Annotated in this window: 9 protein-coding genes and 14 pseudogenes; 14 read left to right on the forward strand and 9 right to left on the reverse strand. The window is 63.8% G+C overall.

What is annotated here, in order from left to right; all coding sequences use genetic code 11:
• Positions 1-100 precede the first annotated feature (100 nt).
• Positions 101-828, reverse strand: a pseudogene (locus NLY37_RS00005) (SDR family NAD(P)-dependent oxidoreductase).
• Positions 829-1,055: 227 nt separating this feature from the next.
• Here NLY37_RS00005 and NLY37_RS00010 point away from each other — a divergent pair.
• Positions 1,056-1,936, forward strand: a pseudogene (locus tag NLY37_RS00010) (LysR family transcriptional regulator).
• Positions 1,937-2,065: 129 nt separating this feature from the next.
• Here the strand turns inward: NLY37_RS00010 and NLY37_RS00015 are convergent.
• The 7 genes and pseudogenes from NLY37_RS00015 to NLY37_RS00040 form a co-directional block, all read right to left on the reverse strand.
• A pseudogene (locus NLY37_RS00015) lies at positions 2,066-3,534 on the reverse strand (indolepyruvate oxidoreductase subunit beta family protein).
• A pseudogene (locus tag NLY37_RS30895) lies at positions 3,497-3,658 on the reverse strand (indolepyruvate oxidoreductase subunit beta family protein); the annotation flags it as partial. The pseudogenes NLY37_RS00015 and NLY37_RS30895, both read right to left, overlap by 38 nt.
• Positions 3,651-5,773 (reverse strand): annotated as a pseudogene (locus NLY37_RS00020) (thiamine pyrophosphate-dependent enzyme). The pseudogenes NLY37_RS30895 and NLY37_RS00020, both read right to left, overlap by 8 nt.
• Before the next feature lie 57 nt (positions 5,774-5,830).
• A pseudogene (locus NLY37_RS00025) lies at positions 5,831-6,294 on the reverse strand (MarR family winged helix-turn-helix transcriptional regulator); the annotation flags it as partial.
• Positions 6,294-7,851 (reverse strand): annotated as a pseudogene (locus NLY37_RS00030) (phytoene desaturase family protein). The pseudogenes NLY37_RS00025 and NLY37_RS00030, both read right to left, overlap by 1 nt.
• A 16-nt stretch (positions 7,852-7,867) precedes the next feature.
• Entirely contained in the window at positions 7,868-8,047 is a 180-nt protein-coding gene (locus tag NLY37_RS00035; protein ID WP_286441225.1) for a cyclase family protein, read from the reverse strand.
• Entirely contained in the window at positions 8,017-8,448 is a 432-nt protein-coding gene (locus NLY37_RS00040; RefSeq protein ID WP_286441227.1) for a cyclase family protein, read from the reverse strand. The genes NLY37_RS00035 and NLY37_RS00040 overlap by 31 nt, the downstream gene beginning before the upstream one ends.
• Positions 8,449-8,757: 309 nt before the next feature.
• On the opposite strand from NLY37_RS00040, the gene NLY37_RS00045 reads away from it, so the two are divergent.
• From NLY37_RS00045 to NLY37_RS00105, 13 genes and pseudogenes are all read left to right on the forward strand, one after another.
• Positions 8,758-10,332 carry a phytoene desaturase family protein gene (locus NLY37_RS00045; RefSeq protein WP_023740547.1) on the forward strand — a complete coding sequence of 525 codons (1,575 nt, stop codon included), beginning with the start codon at positions 8,758-8,760 and terminating at the stop codon, positions 10,330-10,332.
• Between the two features lie 110 nt (positions 10,333-10,442).
• Positions 10,443-11,973, forward strand: a pseudogene (locus NLY37_RS00050) (ABC transporter substrate-binding protein).
• A 184-nt stretch (positions 11,974-12,157) separates the two neighbouring features.
• Positions 12,158-13,166: pseudogene (locus NLY37_RS00055) on the forward strand (ABC transporter permease).
• Positions 13,159-14,008 (forward strand): annotated as a pseudogene (locus tag NLY37_RS00060) (ABC transporter permease). Before NLY37_RS00055 ends, NLY37_RS00060 begins: the two co-directional pseudogenes overlap by 8 nt.
• Positions 14,005-14,883, forward strand: coding sequence for an ABC transporter ATP-binding protein (locus tag NLY37_RS00065; RefSeq protein WP_023740551.1), 879 nt, complete (start codon positions 14,005-14,007; stop codon positions 14,881-14,883). The pseudogene NLY37_RS00060 and the gene NLY37_RS00065 overlap by 4 nt, the downstream one beginning before the upstream one ends.
• Entirely contained in the window at positions 14,876-15,706 is an 831-nt protein-coding gene (locus tag NLY37_RS00070) for an ATP-binding cassette domain-containing protein (protein ID WP_023740552.1), read from the forward strand. The genes NLY37_RS00065 and NLY37_RS00070 overlap by 8 nt, the downstream gene beginning before the upstream one ends.
• 77 nt (positions 15,707-15,783) lie before the next feature.
• Positions 15,784-16,383 (forward strand): VOC family protein, encoded by a 600-nt coding sequence (locus NLY37_RS00075; protein ID WP_023738334.1) that lies wholly within the window; start codon positions 15,784-15,786, stop codon positions 16,381-16,383.
• A 141-nt stretch (positions 16,384-16,524) separates the two neighbouring features.
• On the forward strand, positions 16,525-18,819 hold the full coding sequence (locus NLY37_RS00080; RefSeq protein ID WP_286441221.1) for a bifunctional salicylyl-CoA 5-hydroxylase/oxidoreductase: 2,295 nt from the start codon (positions 16,525-16,527) through the stop codon (positions 18,817-18,819).
• On the forward strand, positions 18,816-19,589 hold the full coding sequence (locus NLY37_RS00085) for an SDR family NAD(P)-dependent oxidoreductase (protein ID WP_023740554.1): 774 nt from the start codon (positions 18,816-18,818) through the stop codon (positions 19,587-19,589). Before NLY37_RS00080 ends, NLY37_RS00085 begins: the two co-directional genes overlap by 4 nt.
• The gene (locus NLY37_RS00090) at positions 19,583-20,053 is read left to right on the forward strand and encodes a MarR family winged helix-turn-helix transcriptional regulator (protein WP_023667803.1); all 471 of its coding nucleotides are present in this window, start codon (positions 19,583-19,585) and stop codon (positions 20,051-20,053) included. The genes NLY37_RS00085 and NLY37_RS00090 overlap by 7 nt, the downstream gene beginning before the upstream one ends.
• Positions 20,050-20,864 (forward strand): annotated as a pseudogene (locus NLY37_RS00095) (enoyl-CoA hydratase family protein). Before NLY37_RS00090 ends, NLY37_RS00095 begins: the two are co-directional and overlap by 4 nt.
• A pseudogene (locus tag NLY37_RS00100) lies at positions 20,864-22,015 on the forward strand (acyl-CoA dehydrogenase family protein). The pseudogenes NLY37_RS00095 and NLY37_RS00100 overlap by 1 nt, the downstream one beginning before the upstream one ends.
• Positions 22,016-22,069: 54 nt before the next feature.
• Positions 22,070-22,466 (forward strand): annotated as a pseudogene (locus NLY37_RS00105) (RidA family protein).
• A 23-nt stretch (positions 22,467-22,489) separates the two neighbouring features.
• On the opposite strand, the pseudogene NLY37_RS00110 reads toward NLY37_RS00105, so the two are convergent.
• A pseudogene (locus tag NLY37_RS00110) lies at positions 22,490-23,582 on the reverse strand (LLM class flavin-dependent oxidoreductase).
• Positions 23,583-23,703 lie beyond the last annotated feature (121 nt).

Genomic DNA, 23,703 nt, shown 5'->3' on the forward strand with positions numbered 1-23,703 from the left:
TCCGCTGCTTCCGCCCGTGATGACTGCGATCTTGCCTTCGAGTTTTTTCATAATTCTTTGTCTTTCGTTGCGCGCGGGCCAGGTACGGACCGCGCTGGGGTCAGAGTTGAGCCAGGCCGCCGTCGACGGCGACCTCGCTGGCGGTCATGAAGCTGCTGTCCGGCGACGCGAGGAAGGCGGCGCGGCGCCGATCTCCGCCGGATCGGCCATGCGCTGGAGCGGGGTCATCGCGCCGTAGGCCTTCTGGCCTTCCTCGCCTAACGCCTCCTTCGCGAGTTCGGTCGCCGTCGCTCCGGCGACAGCACGTTTACGCGGATGCCGGTGCCCTTCAGGTCTTCCGCCCAGGTCCGCGCCAGGTTGCGCACTGCCGCCTTGCTCGCGCTATAGGCAGTGAACCCGGAGCGCCCGTGGTGCCGGCGCTCGACCCGGTCAGGATGATCGAACCGCCCTGGCTCATCAGCGGCAGCGCCTTCTGGACCGTGAAGATCGTACCCTTCACATTGGTGTCGAAGGTTTCGTCAATGTGCCTGGCGGTGATCTGGCCGAGCGGAAGCGGGCTTCCCGCCCCGGCATTGGCGAAGACGATATCGAGGCTTCCGCGCTCGGCCTTCACCGCAGCGTAGAGTCGGTCGAGGTCGGCCTCATCCGAGACCGAGCCTTAACGGCGCGGGCACCAGGCCCAAGGTCGGCCACGGCTGCGTCGAGCGCTTCCTGCCGGCGGCCAAAGATGAAGACGAAGGCGCCCTCCTCGATAAAGCGCTTGGCTGCGGCGCGGCCGATGCCCGTAGCGCCGGTTATCACAGCGGTCTTTCCATTCAGTCTGTTCATGCCATGCATCCTTCGTTTCGCCGTCTCGTGTCTTTGGCTGCACGGGAAAGCCCGCGAGAGCCTCAAGATGGGTTCGCCGAAGTCGGGCGGTGAGTGCGCAATCGCGCACATCGCTGGTGCGAAAACGATCCAGCTAGATGATTGAAGGCCACGATGACCGCACGAACTACGGCTGATCGTGTTAGTATGGGCTTTGCAAGCCGCACTGCGCTGCGCAGGAATGCACCATGATCGACTGGGATGACGTTCGCTACTTTCTTGCCGCCGCGCGCGGAGGCTCGGTGCGTGCCGCCGGCGCGCGCTCGGTGTGAACCACTCGACCGTGCTGCGACGCATCGCTCAGCTCGAGGAACGCCTCGGGGCGCAGATGTTCGAAAAGCTGCCTTCCGGCTACCGCCTGACGGCTGCGGGCGAAGAGGTCCTCGATCTCGCGACCCAGATGGAAGCGTCGTCGCACCAGCTGGAGACGCGCGTCTTCGGTCGTGACCAGAGCGCGCGCGGACTTTTGCGGGTGACGCTTCCACCGTTCCTCGCCACACACCTGCTCATGCCGGATCTCGCCGACTTCGCGCGTTTGCATCGCGACATCGAGATGGAAATCTTGTCGTCCGGTGAGCTGGCCAATCTGACCAACCGAGAGGCCGACGTCGCGATCCGCATTGTCGCCGACCGCAAGACCCTGCCGCTCAATCTTCACGGCCTGAAGGGACCGGAGCTGTTCAGCGGCGTCTACATGTCTCGCGATCGACTAGCCGCGTGGCGTGCGGGGCCTGATCCTATCCGTGGATAGGCATAGACAATCATGGACTGGGCGCGCGAGGGAGAGTTCACGTCACGGAGTACCGTTCAGGACACCTGACGCCGAGACGCAGATCATCGCGGCGCACCAAGGATTGGGATAACGAAACTGCCGTGCTTCGTTGGAGATGCCGACCCCCTGCTGGTGAGGGTGCCGGGAATCGACGTGCCCATGCATGGGACACTGTGGCTTCTCACGCAAGGCGAGACACGCAAGACGAAGCGGGTGCGGCTCTTCACGGAGTTCGTATCCCGCAGGCTCGCCGCGTACGCTCCGCTTCTCTCGGGGCTGTCCATATCGCGCGACTGACGCCCGGCAGGTCCGCCGGCAACGCTTCCGCAATCCCGTGTGGAAGCCGAGCTGCGGCGCTTGCGGCGTGTTCAATCCGCGAATCCAGTGGGAGTAGGGAAACGGCGGCAGTGGCGTAGAGGTGCCAGCCTAAGCTCGACCTCTTCCCACACCATGATCAGACAACGATGCCACCGTCTTCAGCGCGCCATCGAGCATGTCGCCTTTCTCGTCTTTCAGCGCAGCTTCGCGCAACCGCCTGATCCAGTCGGCAGCGTCATCGCGGCCCTTGACCAGATCGAGCGCCGACAGCACGCGATCGAATTTGGACTGGGCGCGGAGGTGGGTGTCGCTGTAGCCCTTGATCAGCCGGCGGCAGTTCAAGATTTCGACGGCGAGCGCGTAGTCCTGAGGCGCGTGGCTGAGCGCCAGCGCATACCAGCGCTCCAGATGCGCCGTCTCGACCTTGTGGCGCAACAGGCGCCGCCGCCAGCGGCGCAGGCCGCCGATGAACCAGAGGACCGCAAAGCCGGCAAAGCTGTCGGTGCGGATGCGCGGCCATGATTGATGCGCCGGTCGAGAAAGCCTGCAAGTTTCGGTCGGTTCTCGATGTAGCTGCCCAACCCCGCCGGCAAAGTGCCGCAGAACTCCTCGATGCGCGGATGGAAATACTCGGTCACCTGCAGGATGGAGCCGTTCTTGACGCCCACCTCCTTGCGCACACGCCGGTCACGCGTCGAACGTGTCTTGAGATCGGCGACGCGGATCATGTCGTCGTAGCACAGCGCGTTGGCCAGATGCTTGGCGGCAGCGATGGACAATGCATGGGCATGTTCAGCGCTATCCAGCGCGACCGCCTGGTCGAGCCGGTCGAGATACTCGCCGCCATAGGAGATGTCCTGGTAGTCGACGATCTTTCTCAGGCCCCGGAGCGCCATGTCGCGGACCGCCGCGGGCATCAGGTCGATGCGGGCGGCCAGTGCCTGCCAACCCTGCAGCAGGTTCTGCGGACCGCTCACGCGCCCTGCACCCGGAGCGGGGTCGACCGTGGCCGGTTCTGCCGGCTCTGACGCGGGGACCGTCGTACCGCGCGCGCGGTCGTAAGCAACGGCGAAGGCAGCGAGGCTGGCTTTCGCGCCCCGGCCGCCGGCGCCGATCGCTTGCTCATAGCTTTCACGCCTGAACGGCAATGCGTCGGAGCCGGCCAGCGCGCCAAGCAGACTGGCGGAAATCATCGAGCCATTGTTGGCGGCGATCTTTTCCATGTCGAAGGCGATGAAGCGTTTCGATGCAGCTTCCGCCGTCGCGCGTACCTTGGAAGACGAGGCCCGGCCGTCACCCGGCTCGATCTTTTCCGACACCGCCGCAATGCGATGCGAAGAAGCAATGAGCGTGGTGCGATCGGGCGTGACGAAGCCCCTGATGATGGCGCGGCCGGCTTCCATCAGCTCGGCGGCGATCAATATGTCGACGTCGCCCTGCGAAGGCGACAGGGCAAAGACCGGCAGCCGGCCGGTTGTCGCGGGCCATCTCGACGTAATAGATCGTAGCGCCGGTGCGCTGGGCGACGCCGGCGACGGAGGTCGATTGCGCGACGTAACCATTGCGCTCGGCGACATCGGTGATCCAGTCGGCGAGCACGCCGCCGCCCTGGCCACCGACCGCGAGCAAAGCGAGTTTGATCACCGGCTCGGTATCGGCGGCACCGGATTTCGGGCGCAAGGGCGAAGCCTGGTCAAGCATCGGCGAACGTCAACCTACGGCTCTCGCGGCGGCGCTGCATCAGGCCGATCACGGCGCGGCGAGCGCTTTCCAGGAAACGGTCCCAGCGGCCCGGATTGTGCACGACATCGGCGCGGTAGAAGGATGGGCACAGCACGGCGGCGTCCGCCACCTCCCCGCAATTGCCGCAGCCGACGCAGCTCTGGTCGATCGATGCCACCGGATCGTCACGCAAGGGATCGTCGAGCGATTTCACCGACAGCGACGGGCAGCCGGACAGCCGCATGCAGGCGTGGTCGCCGGTGCAGATGTCCTCGTCGACGCCGAATTTCGGCTTGACGACACGGGTCCCTCCCTTGATCGCCTTGTCGACCAGCGGCTTTTCGCGACGCTGGCGGTTGAGCATGCATTCGGAAGAGGCGACGATGACCTTTGGTCCTTTTCCTCCGTCGTCAGCGCCTCGCGCAGCGTGTCCTGCATCTTGCCGACATCGTAGGTGCGGTCGATGTGGCGCAGCCATTTGACGCCCATGCCCTTCACCGCTTCGGTGATCGGATGCTTGGTCGACTTGGTCTTGTTGCCCGCACGCGACGACAATATGTCCTGCCCACCGGTGGCGGCGGAGTAAAAATTGTCGACGATGACGATGACGCCGTCGTTCTTGTTGAACACCGCGTTGCGATCGAGGAGGTCAGGCCGTTGTGCCAGAAGCCGCCATCGCCGACGAAGGGATCGACCTCCGTTTGGCGTCGGGCGAATTGAAGGCTGAAGCCGAGGCCGGCCGAGCCCGTAACCCATGGTGGTGGCGCCAAGCTCGAAAGGCGGCATGATCGAGAACAGGTGGCAGCCGATGTCGGAGGCGATGTGGTGCTTGCCGAGTTCCTGCTCGACCAGCTTTGTCGCGGCAAAGATCGGCCGCTCCGGGCAACCGATGCAGAAGCCCGGCGGACGGCCCGGCACGATATTGATCAGGTCGGCGGTGTCGACGCCGTCGCCGACCTTGTTGGGCGCGCGCACTCGCCCGGCAAGAGATGCGAGGCCTCGGCGCGCAGGAAGGCGCCGATGCCGTCGAGCATGACCTGGCCGGTGTATTCGCCGGCCATCGGCAGATACTCCTTGCCGACCAGCCTGGTACCGCGCCCGGCCTTGTGCAGCATGGCGGCAAAGGCTTGCTCGATGTAGTTGGGCTGGCCCTCCTCGACCACGAGCACCGCCTGCTTGCCTTCGCAGAAAGACAGGAACTCATCGTCTATCAGGGGATAGACGGCGTTGAGCACATAGAGCGGCACATCTCTCCGGCCGAGACGCTGCAAGGCGCGGATGACCGAATTGTACATGCCGCCCTGCATGACGATGCCGACCGAACCGTGATCCGAGCCGAAGAATTCGTTGATCTTGTTCCTCGCGATGAAATCGACAGCCGCCGGCCAGCGTTTTTGCACCTTCTCCTTCTCGTGCAGGAAGGAGGCGGGTGGCAGCACGATGCGGCCGGTGTCGCGGCGCGGCGCGTCGAGCGCATCGGCCACCGTCATCGGCGGCGCTTGTTGTCCTTGGCGATGAAATGGCCGTGGACGTGGCAGCAGCGGATGCGCACCTGCAGCATCACCGGCGTATTGGACGCCTCGGATAGCTCGAAGCCATCCTCGACCGCCTTGACGATCGAAGGCAGGTTCGGGCGCGGGTCGAGCAGCCAGACCTGGCTTTTCATGGCGAAGGCATGGCTGCGCTCCTGCATGATCGAGGAACCCTCGCCATAATCCTCGCCGACGATGATCAGCGCGCCGCCGGTAACGCCGGAGGCAAGGTTGGCGAGCGCGTCGGACGCGACATTGGTGCCGACGGTCGACTTGAAGGTCGCCGCACGCGAATGGGTAATGCACCGAGGCCGCCAGCATGGCGGTGGCGGTGGCTTCCGAGGCGCTCGCCTCGAAATGCACCCGAGTTCGCCCAGAATCTCCTGTGCGTCGGCCAGCACGTCCATCAGATGGCTGATCGGCGCGCCCTGGTATCCGCCGACATAGCCGACGCCGCATTGCAGCAGCGCCTTGGTGATGGCGAGAATGCCTTCGCCCGCAAATTCCTCGCCGGCGCCGAGCCTGAGTTTTTCGACTTCCTTGGCAAAGAGCGTTCGGCCATTTTTCCAACCTTCCGTTGCCGGCGGTGCGGCCGGCGCCTAACGTCTAGATGTCGTGCTTGAATGTTCTTCAGCATCTTCTGCAATGTGGCGATCAGCGCGCGTATTCGGCGTCGTCGACATCGTCGAACATCGCCTCGAACGCGTCATGCATTGCCGGCCAGGCGCGCGCGAACTCGGCGCGGCCGTCATCGGTCAGGAAGACATGGCGGATGCGGCTGTCTGTGACGCCTTGCTCGCGCCGCACGAAGCCTTGCCCTTCCAGCGTGTCGAGCGTGGCTCAAGGTCGACTGCTCGATGACGGTGTAGACCGAGAGGTCGTTGACGGTGACACCGTCGGTGACCGACAGCACGGCGAGCGTGCGGACCTGCGGAATGGTCAGGCCCTGCTTGCGGAAATCGTCGCGCAAGGTGGCGTTGTAGCGCCCCATGATGCGGTTCATCAGATAGGGCGCGAATTGCTGCAGGCGATCTGGCCAAGCGTCGAAATCCGCTGGCGTTTTTCTGCGACCTTCTGCTCCATCACAGCCTGCCCGCCAGAAGAAAGCCGGAGCCGCCGCCGAGCCCTGCACCCGGATGGTGGAGGCGCCGATGTGATAGAGGTTTTTGATGCCGGTCTGATGGTTGCGGCTGGTCTTGAACGGCCGCCACAGGAACGACTGGTCGATGGTGGACGACCCGCCATACGGGTCGCCGCCGACCAGATTGATGTTCATCGCTTCGAGATCGGCCGGTGAATAGGCGCGGCGCGCAATCACGCTGCCCTTGAAGCCATCGATGTGGCTGGCGAGAATGGTTTCGACGCGGTCGGCGTAGGCTTCACGCAGCGCCTCGGTCCATTGTCCGTCAGCCGGTGCATGCAGCGTGCCTGCGGCGTCGCCCTTGATGTGCCTGGGCGCCTCGGGCAGTTGCAGCCACAGGATCGCCTTGCCCGGGCAGCGCGACGGATCGAGCGCATGCGGCTGGCCGACGCAGATGGTCGGCACTTCGGGCAGCATGCCGCGCGCCGCCTCGTTGCAGGCTTTCGAAACGCCATCGAGCCCGGCGTCAGGTGCAACAATGCCACCTGGTCCAGGCCATCACCGCGCCATGCCGGCGGCTTGTTCAGCGCATAGTGAATCTGGAATTGCCTTTGCCGTAGCGATATTTCTGTGTCGCTTCGACATCGGCCTTGGGAGCCTCGCTGCCGAGCAACCGGTGGTAAAGCTGCGTCGGCGTGACCGAACAGATGACGCTCTTGTTTGCTGTAATCGTTTCGCCCGAGGCGAGCCGTACGCCGGTCGCGCGGCCACCGCTCTGGACGATCGAGGCGACATCGGCGGCGGTACGGATGTCGCCACCACGTTCCCTTATCAGAGCTTCGAAGGCGGTGAGCAGGGTCTTCGCTCCACCCTTGACGATCGGCGCCCCGGCCGCTTCCAGCGCGAAGGCAATGACCTTGGCGATCTGCCCTGAGAAGGCGTCTTCCGGTCCGAGCCCGGCGTGCAGCACCCAGGCGCCCACAGCGCGCGGATTGTCTCGGACCGATAGGTGCTTTCCAGCCAGCTGCGCGCCGGCACCAGTGCTTCGCCGAGAAAGGCGGCAAGGCCGCGTGGGCTGCGCCGCCAGGCATCGCGGCCAGCAGTTTCGCCGTCGGATAGGACCACAGGCTGCCGCCGAGCAGGCCGAACAACAGGCCGGCATTGCGCTCGATGCCGCTGACATCGTCGCATGCCGGTCGCCATCGTCGCGGCAATCGCATTGATTGCCGCGACATTGGCGGCGCGGTTGGTGGTGAGCACTGCATGACTGCCGTCCGGCCGCAGCACGCGGTTGGCGTGCCGGTGTGGCAGAATTCCAGCCCGTGCCTGGCGAGATCGCCGCCCAACGCCGCAAAAGCCGGCGAGGTGATGAACAGCACGAAGGGTTGCCATCACGTCATGGATAAAGCCGGGAGCGGTGATCTCCTCGGTACGCACGCAGCCGCCGATGCGGTCATTGCGCTCGAGGACGAGCACACGCGCCCCTTTGCCGCCGAGCATCGCCGCGCAGACCAGCGCGTTGATGCCACTGCAACGATGATGTGATCCGGCTGGCTCACCTTGGCGTGCTTTCACCTAGCCGTTGGATACAAGCGCCAGCGCGCGGATAGGGCTGCCGGTGCCATGCTCGATCTTGAGCGGTGCGGCGATCAGGATGGCGCCCTTTGGAGGCAACTGGTCGAGGTTGCAGAGGCTGGCGAGGCCATAGCGGTTCGCCTTGTGCATCAGCGTGTGGGCTGGAAATGGCGGCTCCATCCCGCCTGCCTTGCATCGGTGCCGATCGTCTCTGAGCCCCAGCCCTTGATATCCTTGCTGATCAGGAACTGGATGGCTTCGGCTGTCGGACCTGGCGTATGTGGGCCGGTTTCGTTGGCGTTGAGGAATTCGGCTTCCGAGCCATTGCGCTTATACCAGTCGGTGCGCATCACCACCCACCCGGCGTTGATGGATGGGCCAGGTCTTGATGTGGTCGACGGTGAGCAGGAAGTCGTGGTCAGCGCGGCTTCCTTCGAGCAGTCGATGACATTGACCGGACCAATGAAATTCTGCGCCGGAATGGTGTCGGTGGCGCCGTCCGGATAGTCCTTGCCGCTGATCCAATGCTGCGGCGCATCGAAATGCGTGCCCGAATGCTCCCAAGCTTCAGCCAGTTCCATGCCCACCACGGGCCGTTCTTGTCATAACGGGAGATGTTATGGATCTCGACCTTTGGCGTGTCGACGGCAAGCTCCGGCGGCAGCTTGATAAGAGGCGTGTCGGGTCCGAGTTGCGCAGAGAGGTCGACCACCCTGATGGCGCCTGAAAGCAGTTGGCCGGCGACTTCGCCGAGGAGTTTTTGCGTGTCCATGGTCTGAAGTTCCCTCTTGTCGGTGATGATCAAGGCTCGTCTCGGCCCTTAATATCCTACTAGACGAAAACATATGCATCTGCAATTATCTTTAAGCATAAAGGAAATGGGAACGGGCGTGAGCGAGTTCGACGCCATCTTTGTCGGGGCGGGCCACAACAGTCTGGCATGCGCCGCGCATCTCGCGCTCAAAGGCTGGAAAACCGGGATTTTCGAGCGCAGCGCAGCAATCGGTGGCGCCGTCCAGACTCGTGAATTCACCCTTCCAGGCTTCCGGCACGATTTCGGTGCAATGAATCTGAGCCTGTTCGCCGGCTCCGCCTTCCACCGGAAATATGCAAATGAATTGAAAGCACAGGGTCTTGAGTTCGCGCCGGTCGCCGACTGTTTTGCCAGCGCCTTCCCGGACGGACGCTGGTTCGGCGTCAGCAACGATCTGGAAAAAACCACCGGCCGCATGGCCGCTTTCTCCGCCGCGGATGCCGCGACCTGGCGTAGACTGGTCGCCGCCTTTCCGGGTGAAGCCGAGCACCTGTTCCGGCTGCTGGGATCGCCGATGAGTGCGCGTGCGCTTGCCGGCACCGCCTGGAACCTGTGGCGCAAGAAAGGCATGTCCGGCGCGCTCGATACGGGACGGCTGCTGTTGTCATCGCCTCGCGCCTGGCTGGAGGAAAATTTCGAGTCCGCGCATGTGCGGGCAACGCTTGCCACCTGGGGCATGCATCTCGACTTCGCCCCCGACATCGCCGGCGGCGCCGTATTCCCCTATCTTGAATCGATGGCCAATCAGAGCTTCGGCATGGTGCTGGGCAAGGGTGGCGCCGACACCATCATCCGCGCGTTGTCGGGCATGGTGGCGTCGGCCGGCGGCACGATCGTCACCGGGGCGGAAGTTGCCGAGATCACCGTTGCCGGCGGCAAGGCATCGGGCGTGCGACTCGCTTCAGGTGAGACACATACGGCCACCAAGGCAGTGATTGCCGGCGTCGCGCCCAAGGCGTTGAGCGGCAGGTTGCTACCCAACGGTTTCGGCGACGCCGGCTTCGACACGGCGATGCAGAAATTCCGGCACGCGCCGGGCACGATGATGATCCATCTGGCGCTCGACGACCTGCCCGATTGGCGCGCCGGCGCGGAGCTTCGGCAGTTCGCTTATGTGCATCTGTCGCCGTCGCTCGACGCGATGTCGCGCACCTATCAGCAGGCGATGGCGGGCATGCTGCCGGACGAACCGGTGCTGGTCGTCGGCCAGCCGACCGCGATCGATCCGTCGCGCGCGCCTCAGGGCAAACATGTGCTGTGGGTGCAAGTGCGCATGCTGCCTGCCGAAATCCTGGGCGATGCGGCAGGCAGGATCGCTCACGCGCATTGGGATCAGGTCAAGGATGCCTACGCCGAGCGCGTGCTCGACATCATCGAGATATACGCACCCGGACTGCGCCCGAAAATCCTCGGCCGTGCAGTGTTCTCGCCAATCGACCTCGAGCGTGAGAACCCCAATCTCGTCGGTGGCGACCAGGTCTGCGGCAGCCATCATCTGGCGCAGAACTTCTTGTTTCGCCCGGCGCGCGGCTATGCCGGCTGGAACACGCCGGTCGCCAATCTGCACCTCACGGGCGCCGCGACATGGCCGGGCGCCGGCACCGGCGCGGCCTCGGGCTACATGCTCGCGCAACAGCTTGGCGGGAGGTAGCTCGGAAGATTTCAGGAGGGCGACGAGAGGCAAGGCGCTGCTGCCCACGAAGCCTGAAGCTATGAACTGGTAGTGCCGCGCAAAGACAACAAACAACAAGGGGAACGACCATGACAATCAACAGACGCGAATTGCTGGGATACAGTGCCGCGGCACTTGGTGCGGCCGCAATCGGCCTGCCGCAGATCGCCAAGGCAGCGGGCGAACTGACCATCGCCTATAACGTCAACCTGCCGTCCTGGGATCCGACCACCGGACCCTCGGCCGTCAACCCGACGATCCAGGGCCTCTACCAGTCAGTGTTCGACCAGTTCATTCCGCAAAAGCCGGACCTGTCCTTTGCGCCTGGCCTGCTCACCGAATGGGGCTGGAACGAGGATCGCACCAAGGTGACGATGACGGTGCGCGAAGGCGTGACCTGGCATGGACGGCTCGCCCTTCACGCCCGAGGACGTGGTCTGGTCGCTGCAGCGGGCGGGCGACGAAAAGACCGGCAATCCGATCCAGTTCGTCTGGAAGAACGTCAACAATTTCAAGATCGACGGCAACAAGATCACCGGCGACGTTCGTGCAGTTCGATCCGGTCTACTTCAAATGGGATGTCGTTCCTGACCGGCTACATCCTGCNGAAGGCCTATTACGAGAAGGTCGGCGCCGAAGGGTTCGAGAAGGCGCCGATCGGCACCGGCCCGTACATGGTGGAAAAATTCGAGCGAAATGCTTTCCTCCGACTGAAGGCCAACCCGCACTATTGGGGCGACAAGCCGGCCTTCGAGAATGTGACGATCAAGTTCGTCACCGACGCGGCGAGCCGCGTTGCCGAAATCGAATCCGGTTCCTCGCAGGTGACGCTGGAGGTCCCCTACGAAGAGTATGACCGGCTGATCGCCAAGGACGGGCTTGCCGGCTCGTGCAAGCCCGTTTCCGACATCGGCATGATCTTCTTCAATGACATCGAAGCGATGCTGGACAAGAACGTCCGCCAGGCCGCCGTCATGGCTGTGGGACAAGGAGCTTCTGGTCAAACGGCTGCTGCGCGGCTATGGCCAGCCGATCGCCACGCTGGAGACCCCGGAGTACACGGCCTTCGACGCCTCGATCAAGGTCGAGCACAATCCTGAAANGNCAAGGAGCTGCTCGCGGCCTCCGGCTATTCGCCGGAAAAACCGGTCAAGTTCACAATCCAGACGACCAAGGGCTTCAAGCCCAAGGATTATGAGATGATCCAGGCGATCGTCGGCATGTGGCGCCAAGGTCGGCATCGAGGCGACGATCGAGGTCTACGAGATCGCCAAGCACTATGAACTGCGCGCCGCCGACAAGCTGGCGCCGGCCGCCTTCTACAATTGGGGCAATGCCATCGGCGATCCGACAACGTCGACTGGTTTTGCCATGTATGGGCCGAGCCCGCACTCGGTGTGGGACAGCCAGGACCTGATCGACATGATCAATCCGCTCTGGGGCGAGAAGGACGAGGCCAAGCGCATCGCCGGCTGGAAGGCTGTCGACAAGTATATCGCCGAGCAGGCCTATGTGCTGCCGCTGATTCAGTATGCGCAACCTATCGCGCATGCCAAGGGCGTCAACGTGGTGCAGCATGTGTCCGGCGCGCTGCTGCCGGCGCTGATGACCCCGGCCTGATATCGGCTTGTGGGCGCCACCCTTCGCTGAGCGGCCCATCCGGCCCTTCGGGCCACCTTCTCCCCGCTGGGGAGAAGAGACCAGCTCAGCTGTCCGTGACCTCTTCTCCCCTCGGGGAGAAGGTGGCCGCGAAGCGGACGAATGAGGGGGCTCTTCGTTAGAAACGCACTGGGCCAACACCAGAATGCTCCTGCAACGATTCCTGATCCGTCTGCTGACGATGCTGATCACGCTGTTCGGCGTGGCTGTCGTCGTCTTCGTCGTGATCCGCGTCGCGCCTGGTGACCCGATCGCCATGATGCTGCCCCCCCGGTGCGACAGATGCCGACATCGACCGGCTGCGTGCACTCTACGGGCTCGACAAGACCATCGTGCAGCAATTCTTCATCTGGCTGTCCGGCGTCGTCAGGGGCGATTTCGGCACCTCGATTTCGCTCAGGCAAGATGTGCTCAGCCTTGTCTTCAATCGTTTGCCGGCAACGCTGGAACTTGCCATCATCGCGCTCGTCATGGCGGTTGGGCTCGGCGGCACGACGGCGATCCTCGGAGCCCGCGAGCGCGGCACGGCGGTCGAAGCCGGCATCGATATCGCCAGCGGCGCCGCCCTTTCCATTCCCGATTTCCTGTGGGGCCTCGTGCTGATCCTTTTGTTTGGCGTGCTGGTGCCGATCTTCGATATCTCCGGCCGCGTGTCGCCGCAGCTCGATCTGCCCTTCGTCACCCAGTTCTATTTCTTCGAGAGCTTGCTTCGGCTGCGCTTCGACCTGACCTGGGATCTGCTGAAACACATGCTGATGCCGGCAGTAGCCTTGGCATTGCCGCTGGCGGCAATCATCGCGCAGTTGCTGAAACAGTCGCTGAAGGAAGTGCTTGACCTCGACTATGTCGTGCTGGCCCGGGTGAAGGGGTTTTCGGAAACGCAGGTTATCCTGCGCGAGGCGCTGAAGAACGCTGCCTTGCCGACACTGACTCTCGTGGGCGTCCAGTTCACCTTCCTTGTCGGCGGCACGGTCATCGTCGAGCGGCTGTTTTCCTACGAAGGGCTCGGCAACATGGCGATCGATGCCGTCATCAACCGCGACCTGCCGCTGATCCAAGGCATCGTGCTGGTGTTCGCGCTGCTGTTCGTGCTGATCAATCTTGGCGTCGACATGATGTACGCGCTGCTCAATCCGAGGCTGCGCCATGGATGAGGCACGCATCGCCCGGCGCGGACTAGGCCCGAGGCTGTGGCTGGCCGGCGGCTGGCTGCTGCTGGCGCTGCTGGCCGCGATCTTCGCGCCGCTGGTCGCACCGCAGGACCCGCTGGCGCAAGACCTGATGCTGGAACGGCTGCCGCCATTCTGGATGAGTGGTGCGGAATCCGGCTATTGGCTGGGCACCGACAGCCTCGGCCGCGATCTCCTCTCCCGGCTGATCTTCGGCGGCCGTATCGCCTTCATCGTCGCTTTCGCGGCGGCGATCGCCGCCTGCCTTGTCGGCTCGACGCTCGGACTGGTCGCCGGCTATTTCGGCGGCTGGGCCGACCGCATCATTTCACGCATCGTCGACGTCTGGATGGCATTCCCGCCGGTGCTGTTCGCCATCCTGCTGGTCGCGGTGCTCGGCACCGGCCTCAGTTCCGTCATCCTCGCCATCGTCATAATCGACTGGACGCGCTTTTGCCGGGTGATCCGCGCCGAAGCGATGGGCCAGTCGCGCACGGACTATGTCGAGAACGCCCGCATCGCCGGCTATGGCCGCATCGGCATCATGCTGCGCGAGGTGCTGCCCAATGTGGTGCCGTCGATCGTGGCACTGCTGTCGCTGGAGATGGGCATCGCCGTCATCGTGGAGGCCATCCTGTCCTTCGTCAATCTGTCGATCTCGACCGACGATCCGACCTGGGGCGGCATCATCGCCGAGGGCCGGCTGTCGATCCATCAGGCCTGGTGGGTGCTGGTGTTTCCGCTCGTAACGCTGATCCTCACCGTGCTGTCGGTTCAGCCAGTTCGGTGAGGCGCTGAAGACACGCTTCGATCCGGTGCTGCGATGAGCGCTTGCCTGGATATTGCCAATCTGAGCGCCGTGCTGCCGAACGGCCAGCGAGTGCTGCGCTCCGTGTCGCTTTCCGTGCAGCGGGGTGAGGTGCGTGCTCTTGTCGGCGAGAGCGGCGCCGGCAAGACGATGATCGGCAAGGCGGTGCTCGGTGTGCTGCCGTCAAGCGTGCGCATCGTCGAAGGCGCCATGCAGCTCGAAGGCCAAGACCTCGGCAGGCTGCAGCCCAAGGCAAGGCGTACGCTGATCGGCGCCCGCACGGCGCTGATCCCGCAGGATCCGTTGACTGCGCTCAACCCGTCGCGCCGCATCGGTCCGCAGATGACTGACCGGCTGGTGCGCATTCTCGGCTGGAGCGGTGACAAGGCGGACAAGCGTATCCGGCAATTGTTGGATGAAGTGCAGATCCGCGATCCCGACCGGGTGCTGAAATGCTATCCGCACGAGCTGTCCGGCGGCATGCGCCAGCGCGTGCTGATCGCCGCCGCCTTCGCCGCCGAGCCACGGCTGATCGTGGCCGACGAGCCGACAACCGCGCTCGACGTTACCGTGCAAAAGCAGATCCTGCGCCTGATCGCCGAGCTGCAGCGCGAGCATGGCACCGCGATCCTGTTCGTCACCCACGATCTCGGCGTCGTTGCAAAGATCAGCCAGAAGGTGTCGGTGCTTTATGCCGGCAAAGTGGTGGAGGAAGCCGAGACGGCTGCTCTCTTCGACGCCCCGCAGCACCCATACACGCGGGCACTGATGGCCGCGACGCCGCGTTACACAGATCCTTTCGCCTCGCTGATGCCGGTGGACGAGACCGTGCTGGCCGGGCTTGCCGCTGAGATCGATGCGGCAGACCAGGCGTGGAGGCGGCCGCATGGTTGAGCCGCTGTTTTCCGTGCGCGGGCTGAAGGTGGCGCTGCCCGACATGACCCGCAAGCCGCTGATCGGCCGCGCGCCGCTGGCCGAGATTTTGAAAGGCCTGGATTTCGATTTGCCGAGAGGTTCGGTGACCGGCATCGTCGGTGAATCCGGGTCCGGAAAATCGACGCTCGGCCGCACGCTTGTCAGACTTCTGGAGCCGAGCGTCGGCAGCATCCATTTCGAGGGCCGCGATATCGCCCATCTGCCGGATGCAGAGCTGCGACCTCTGCGCCGCGACCTGCAGATGATCTTCCAGGACCCGATGTCGTCGCTCAACCCGCGTCGCACCATCGCCGGCATCATTGCCGCGCCGCTCAAGCAGAATGGGCTTGGCGACAGGCTTAAGGAACGCGTCGCCGAGGCATTGCATCGCGTCGGCCTGCCGCAAGGCTTCTCCAGCCGCTATCGTCATGAACTGTCGGGCGGCCAACGCCAGCGCGTCGGCATTGCACGCGCGCTGGCGCTGTCGCCCAAATTCGTGCTCGCCGACGAGATCGTCTCCGGCCTCGACGTATCGACGCAGGCGCAGATCCTCACCCTTTTGGAGAGACTGGCCGCGGAGATGGGGCTGACGGTCGCCTTCATCAGCCACGACCTGTCGGTCATCCGGCGGCTGTGCCAGCAAGTGATCGTGATGCGCCAGGGCATGATCGTCGAGGCGAGCGCCACCGATGCGCTGTTCGACAATCCCAGGGAGACCTACACGCGCGACCTGCTTGCCGCCATCCCACTGCCTGAGATCGACGCGGACTGGTTGCGGCCAGCAACGAAAGCGCCGGCATAGGACTGTTCACCCACCACGCCGAACAGCGGGCTTCGGACGTGCATGAGGGCAAAATCAGCCCGCGAACGGAGGGTAATATGAATTACGCAGCCCGCGGCACGATGCTTGCCGCGATCCTGTTCTGCTCGATGGGAACGGCTTCGGCCGATGCGATCCCCGGCATGCGCGGCCACGACCACACCGGCATCACGGTGCCCGACATGAAGCAGGCAGTCGACTTCTTCACCGAAGTCGTCGGCTGCAAGAAGGCGATGTCGTTCGGTCCGTTCGCCGATGACAAGGGCACCTTCATGCAGGATCTTCTGGGCGTCGATCCGAAGGCTGTCATCGAGCAGGTCACCATGGTGCGTTGCGGTTATGGATCGAACATCGAGCTGTTCAAATACACCGCGCCCGACCAGAAGGATTTGACTCCGAAGAACAGCGATATCGGCGGCTTCCACATTGCCATGTATGTCGATGATGTCGCCGCGGCGAAAGCCTATCTCGACAGCAAGGGGGTGAAGACGCGGATGGGTCCGCTGCCGGTCAAGGAAGGTCCGGCGGCCGGCCAGACCATCCTCTATTTCCAGGCGCCATGGGGATTGCAACTGGAGGCGATCAGCTATCCCGATGGGATGGCCTATGAGAAGGGTGCCGAGACTGTGCTGTGGAGCCCGAAGAACCCGGACAAGTGATTTCCAGAGCGCGCTTGCGGGGCCAGCCCGCAGGCGCGCCACCCGTGTCCAGCAATCGTTCCAACATGAAACTTTAAGCTTGAAATATTTTGTCTCCGGCGCGATACTTGATATGCAGCAAGCGAAGAGGAGATCGCACGGATGAAGGTTGCGGTTCTCGGTGGCGGACCAGCCGGCCTCTACTTTGCCATTTCAATGAAGCTGCGGGACGCCGCCCACGAGGTCACGGTGTTTGAGCGCAACCGCGCCGACGATACGTTCGGCTGGGGCGTCGTGCTGTCGGCCGAAACACTCGACAACCTTGCCAAAAACGACCCGGTCAGCGCTGTATGGATCAAGAAGCATTTCGCCTATTGGGACGACATCGCCGTCATCCATGACGGCGTGCGCACGGTCTCGTCGGGCCACGGTTTCTGTGGCATCGGCCGCAAGCGGCTTCTGATCCTGCTGCAGCGACGCGCGCGCGAACTTGGCGTGAGGCTGATGTTCGAGAGCGATATCGCCGACCCTCAGCACTATATGGAGACGCATGATCTGGTCGTCGCCGCCGATGGGCTGAACTCAAGGGCGCGCAACACCTTCGTCGAAGTCTTCAAGCCCGACATCGACACCCGCAAATGCAAATTCGTCTGGCTCGGCACCAACCAGAAATTCGACGACGCCTTCACCTTCATCTTCGAGAAGACCGATCATGGCTGGGTGTGGGCGCACGCCTATCAATTCGACAGCGAGACAGCGACCTTCATTGTCGAGTGCAGCGAACAGACGTGGGCTGCCTTCGGCTTCGGCGCCATGTCGCAGCAGGAATCCATCGCTGTCTGCGAGCGCATCTTTGAGAAACATCTCGGCGGCCACGCGCTGATGACCAATGCCAATCACATCAGAGGTTCGGCCTGGATCAATTTCCCGCGCGTGCTGTGCGAACGCTGGTCCTACAAGAACCTGGCGCTGATGGGCGACGCGGCGGCCTCGGCACATTTCTCGATCGGCTCCGGCACCAAGCTCGCATTGGAAAGCGCGGTGGCGCTGGCCGAATATGTCAAAACCGAACCGGACCTCGACGCCGCCTTCCGCAAGTATGAGGATGCGCGCCGCACCGAGGTGCTGAAGCTGCAGTCGGCGGCGCGCAATTCGCTGGAGTGGTTCGAGGAGGTCGAGCGCTATCTCGGGCTCGATCCGGTGCAGTTCAATTATTCGCTGCTGACCCGCTCGCAGCGCATCAGCCACGAGAATTTGCGGCTGCGCGATGCCAAATGGCTTGAAAGCGCCGAGGAATGGTTCCAGCGCCAGGCGGGGGCAGGCGGCAACAGGCAGCGCCGGGCGCCGATGTTCGCGCCGTTCAAGCTGCGCGACATGCAGCTCAACAACCGGGTCGTCGTTTCGCCGATGGCGCAGTACAAGGCCGTCGACGGCTGCCCGACCGACTGGCATTTCGCCCACTATGCCGAGCGTGCCAAGGGCGGCGCCGGGCTTGTCTATATCGAGATGACCTGCGTCAGCCCGGAAGGACGCATCACGCCCGGTTGTCCCGGCTTCTATGCGTCCGAACATGAGGTGGCGTGGAAGCGGCTGGTCGATTTCGTCCACACCGAGACCGAGGCTAAAATCTGCGCCCAGATCGGGCATTCCGGGGCCAAGGGCTCGACCCGTGTCGGCTGGGAGGGCACCGACGTGCCGCTCTCCTCGGGCAATTGGCCGGTCATGGCGGCCTCGGCGATTGCATGGTCGCCGCAAAACCAGGTGCCGAAAGCCATGGACCGCGCCGATATGGATTTGGTGCGCGACCAGTTCGTGGCCTCCACCGAAATGGCCGATCGTTGCGGCTTCGACATGCTGGAGATCCACGCCGCGCACGGCTATCTCCTGTCGTCCTTCATCACGCCGGTCACCAACCAGCGCACGGATGAGTATGGCGGTTCGCTGGAAAATCGCATGCGCTATCCCCTGGAAGTCTTCCATGCGGTGCGCGCCGCCTGGCCGGCGCGAAAGCCGATTTCGGTGCGCATTTCGGCCAATGATTGGGTCGGCATCGAGGGTGTGACGCCGGCCGATGCGGTGGAGATCGCGCGCATGCTGCACGAAGCCGGCGTCGACATCTGCGACGTCTCGGCAGGTCAGACCTCGATTGCCGCCAAGCCTGTCTATGGCCGCATGTTCCAGACACCATTCTCGGACCGCATCCGCAACGAGGTCGGCATGGCGACGATGGCGGTCGGCAACATCTATGAGCCGGACCATGTCAATTCGATCCTGATGGCAGGCCGCGCCGACCTGGTGGCCCTGGCACGGCCGCATCTCGCCGATCCCTACTGGACGCTGCATGCGGCCGTGACGCTCGGTGATCGTGGTGTCAAATGGCTGGATCCCTATCTGCCCGGACGCGACCAGATCTACCGGCTGGCCGAGCGCGATGCGGCGTCGGGGTTGAAAGTATGACGACGGCCTCGGCGATCCCCGGCAAGCATGCTTTGGTCACCGGCGGCGGCTCCGGCGTCGGCCGGGTCATCGCACTCGTGCTGGCCGAAGCCGGTATCGAGGTGACCATATGCGGGCGGCGCGAGGCCGAGCTTGCCAAGGTGGCTGGAGAGAACGACCGCATCCACGCCATGTCAGCCGATGTTACAAATGAGGCGGCGATGATTTCGCTCTACTCGCAGGCGGAAGCCATGCGAGGCCCGTTCGACATCGTCGTCGCCAATGCCGGCATGGCCAGCAGCACGCCGGCGTACAAGACCTCGCTTGCCGACTGGCAGCGGACGCTCGACGTCAATTTGACCGGCGCCTTCCTGACGGTGAAGCCGGCGCTGGTCGGCATGGCTGCGCGCAAGGCGGGCCGGATCGTCTTCGTCGCGTCGACGGCAGGACTGAAAGGCTACGCCTATGTCGCACCCTATGTGGCGGCCAAGCACGGCGTCGTCGGGCTGATGCGGGCACTGGCGGCCGAGACGGCGAAATCCGGCGTGACCGTGAACGCCGTGTGCCCGGGCTTTGTCGAGACCGACATGCTCGAAGCATCCGTTCAGCGCATTGTCGAAAAGACTGGCCGCTCGGCTGGCGAGGCGCGGGCGAGCCTTGCCTCGACCAACCCGCAAGGCCGTTTCATCCAGCCGCAGGAAGTTGCCGCGGCGGTGCTCTGGCTGTGCGGCGATGCGGCTGCGTCGATTACCGGACAAGCAATTTCGATCTCAGGAGGCGAAACATGGTAGCCGGCCCATTGCCCGCGCCGTCGGGACCCGGCAAGGACCGGCTGCGTCTCTGGATCAGGCTGCTGCGCGCCTCGCGCACGATCGAGGCCGAACTGCGCGAGCGCCTGAAGAAGGAATTCGATACGACACTGCCGCGTTTCGACGTCATGGCCGCCCTCTACCGCGCGCCGGAAGGCATGCTGATGAGCGATCTGTCGCGCTTCCTGCTGGTATCCAACGGCAATGTCACCGGCATTGTCGACCGGCTGGTTTCGGAAGGGGTGGTCGCGCGCGCGCGCCGCAATGGCGATCGCCGCACATCCATGGTGCGACTGACCGACGAGGGTTCCAAATCTTTTGCCGCAATGGCCGCGGCGCATGAGGGTTGGATCGGAGAATTGCTGGCCAAGGTCAGCGAGGAGGATGCGCGCCGGCTGACCGGCATGCTGACCTCGTTCCGCAGCAACTGGGAGGGACGCGAATGAGTTCGATGGCCGGCCTCAAGCCGAAGCACTTCCTTTGGGAAGTCGAAGGCAGGATCGCCAGGGTGCGGCTCGACCGGCCGGAGCGCAAGAATCCGCTGACCTTCGACAGCTATGCGGAACTGCGCGACACGTTCCGCGATCTCGTCTATGCCGACGACGTCGACGCCGTGGTGTTCCTGCCCAATGGCGGCAATTTCTGCTCGGGCGGCGATGTCCACGACATTATCGGCCCCTTGGTCAAGATGGACATGAAGGAGTTGCTCGCCTTCACCCGCATGACCGGCGATTTCGTCAAGGCGATGCTCAATTGCGGCAAGCCGATTATCGCGGCTATCGACGGTGTCGCGGTCGGCGCCGGCGCTATCATCGCCATGAGCGCCGACATCCGCATCGCCTCGCCGGAGGCCAAGACCGCCTTCCTGTTCACCCCGCGTCGGGCTTGCCGGCTGCGATATGGGCGCGTGCGCGATCCTGCCGCGCATCATCGGCCAGGGCCGTGCCGCCGAATTGCTCTACACCGGCCGCACGATGACGGCGGCGGAAGGCGAGCGCTGGGGCTTCTACAACAGGCTGGTCGATGCCGCAGTGCTCGAGGCCGACGGCGCTCGAGATGGCGGCGCGCATCGTCTCGGGTCCGACCTTCGCGCACGGCATCACCAAGACGCAGCTCAACCAGGAATGGTCGATGGGCCTCGACCAGGCAATCGAAGCGGAAGCGCAGGCGCAGGCGATCTGCATGCAGACGCGTGACTTCGAGCGCGCCTACAAGGCCTTCGTGGCCAAGGAAAAACCGGTGTTCGAGGGGAATTGATGGCAGACAGGAGCTTCCTCAGCTGGCCGTTCTTTGAAGACCGGCATCGCGAACTCGCCGAACGCCTTGATGCCTGGTGCGCCAGGAACCTGCCCGTCGATCACCATGACGTCGATGCCGCCTGCCGCGAGCTGGTGGCGAAACTTGGCCGCGACGGCTGGCTGAAGCCGACGGCGCTCGATACGGACAATCCGGGACCGCTCGATGTCCGCACTTTGTGCATCACCCGCGAGACGCTGGCGCGCCATGACGGGTTGGCCGACTTTGCCTTCGCCATGCAGGGGCTCGGCACCGGCGCGCTCAGCCTGTTCGGCACGCCCGACCAGCAGCAATGGCTGGCAAAGACCAGGGCCGGCAAGACGATTTCCGCCTTCGCGCTTTCGGAGCCACGCTCCGGGTCGGATGTCGCCAACACCGAAATGATGGCGAGCCGCGATGGCGACTTCTATATCCTCAGCGGCGAGAAGACCTGGATTTCCAATGGCGGCATTGCCGATCTCTACGTCGTCTTTGCCCGCACCGCCGAGGCACCGGGGTGCCAAGGGACTTTCCGCCTTTCTCGTACCCGCTGATACCAAGGGGCTTGGCATCGCCGAGCGCCTTGAAGTGATCGCGCCGCATCCGCTGGCGCGGCTTTCCTTCGATCAGGTCCGGGTGCCGGCCTCGGCGCTGATCGGCAAACCGGGAGACGGCTTCCGCATCGCCATGTCGGTGCTTGACGTGTTCCGCTCCACGGTCGGCGCGGCGGCACTCGGCTTTGCCCGCCGGGCGCTGGACGAAAGCATCAGCAGGGTGGCCGAGCGCAAAACTTTTCGGCGCTCCGATGGCAGAGCTGCAGATGGTGCAAGGCCATATCGCCGACATGGCGCTGGACATCGATGCCGCAGCGCTGCTGGTCTACCGCGCTGCCTGGACCAAGGACATGGGCGCGGCTCGTGTCACCCGCGAGGCGGCGATGGCTAAGCTGTTCGCCACCGACAAGGCGCAAGAGGTGATCGACAAGGCTGTGCAGCTGCATGGGGGGGGACGGCGTCCGCAAGGGCCATATCGTCGAGAGCCTCTATCGCGAGATCCGCGCGCTACGCATCTACGAGGGCGCATCCGATGTGCAGAAGGTGGTGATCGCACGGCAGGTGATGGGCGCGGCCTGACGGCGATGTATTTGATTTGAGATTGATCTTTAAGAATACCGGGGAGGCTTGAAAATGCACGAGATCCTGCAGCCGGAGGGCTGGGCGAAACCGGTCGGCTACGCCAACGGCATTGCTGCGCGCGGCAGGCTCGTCTTCGTGGGCGGACAGGTCGGCTGGAACGGGCAGTGCCAGTTCGAGACCGACGATTTCGCCGGCCAGGTGCGGCAGACGCTGCAAAACATCGTCGCCGTGCTGGCGGGAAGCCGGCGCGGAGCCACGGCACATCACCGCGATGACCTGGTATTTCACCGACAAGGCCGAATATCTCGGCAATCTCAAGGGTATAGGCGAGGCCTATCGCGAGGTGATCGGCCGGCATTTCCCAGCGATGGCCGCCATGCAGGTGGTGGCGCTAGTGGAAGATCGCGCCAAGATCGAAATTCAGGCAACCGCCGTCATTCCGGATTAACGAATTCGTTATTCCCGGATTGATCAGCAGCGCAGCCCCGCCCGCTTCAGCAGCGGAAATACGTGGTCGCAGAAATAGGGCAGTNCCTGGGTGTAGTTGACGAACGACAGCGCGATGCCCTGGTAGCCATGCCCGGCTATTGCCGCCATCTCGGCGGCAATCGTCTCCGGCGTTCCAACCAGCGGGTAGGTGCCGGCGCCGCCGGCGAAACGCTGCCGGTAGCGGTCATAGGCATGCGGGTCATGCGACTGCGAGAACTCCTTCTTGCCTGCCATATGAGCATCGACCGCATCGTGGTCGACCAGATCGACGGCATAGCGCGTGTAGTAGGCCTGCGCCTCTTCCATGGTTGGACGGCAGACGACATGCGCCACCGTGTAGACGCCGACGTTGCGGCCAACCTTGTCGGCCCGCTCGCTGATGTCGGCGACATGCTTGCCGGCATCGCTCATTTCCGAAAAGGTCGTGAACAGATAATCGCATCGGGCGGCGGCGAAATCCCGGCCCGGGCCACCGAAAGCAGCGTTCATGGTCACCGGGCGTGGAACCTGCAGGCTCGCCGGCCGGCTCACCGCCTCCTTGAGGGCGATAGTAGGTGCCTTCATAGTCCAGAGGCTGGTCCGAGGCGTAGAGCTTTTCCAGGATTTCGATCCATTCGGCGGCCTGGTCGTAGCCCTTCTCGACCAAAGGCGTGCCGAACATGCCGAATTCCTTCGGGTTCCAGCCGCAGACGATGTTCAAGCCGGCGCGGCCCTGGCTGATATGGTCGACAGTTGCCAGCGCCTTGGCGGCATAGAGCGGATGCACCAGCGGCACATGCACGGTCATGAACAGGCCGATCTGCTCGGTGGCCACCGCCAGAGCTGCTGCCCAGGTGAAGGTCTCGAACGACCATTCGCGCACCTTGTTGCGGCCGCCAAAGCCACGCCAGCGCGCGATCGGAAGCATAAATTCCAGCCCGGCGCGGTCGGCGATCTGCGCCGCCGTCAGATTGTCCTGCCAGCTTGCCGTCCAGCGTTCCGGCACATCGGTGATGGCCAGACCGCCATCGGCATTGGTCGAAAAGACGCCGAGCTTCAGTTTGTTCGAGCCGTGCAGGGGATGCGTTTTGATCATCATGGGAACTCGTGGCGGGAGACCGACACGCTAGGCCCGCGCAAAAATATTTCAAGCCTGAAATAGCTTCGCCTCGCCGCCGATTGCGGATATCAATTTGGAGGGGAAAAGGGGATGGATA

The organism is Mesorhizobium sp. C395A (assembly GCF_030323205.1).
Classification (GTDB): domain Bacteria; phylum Pseudomonadota; class Alphaproteobacteria; order Rhizobiales; family Rhizobiaceae; genus Mesorhizobium.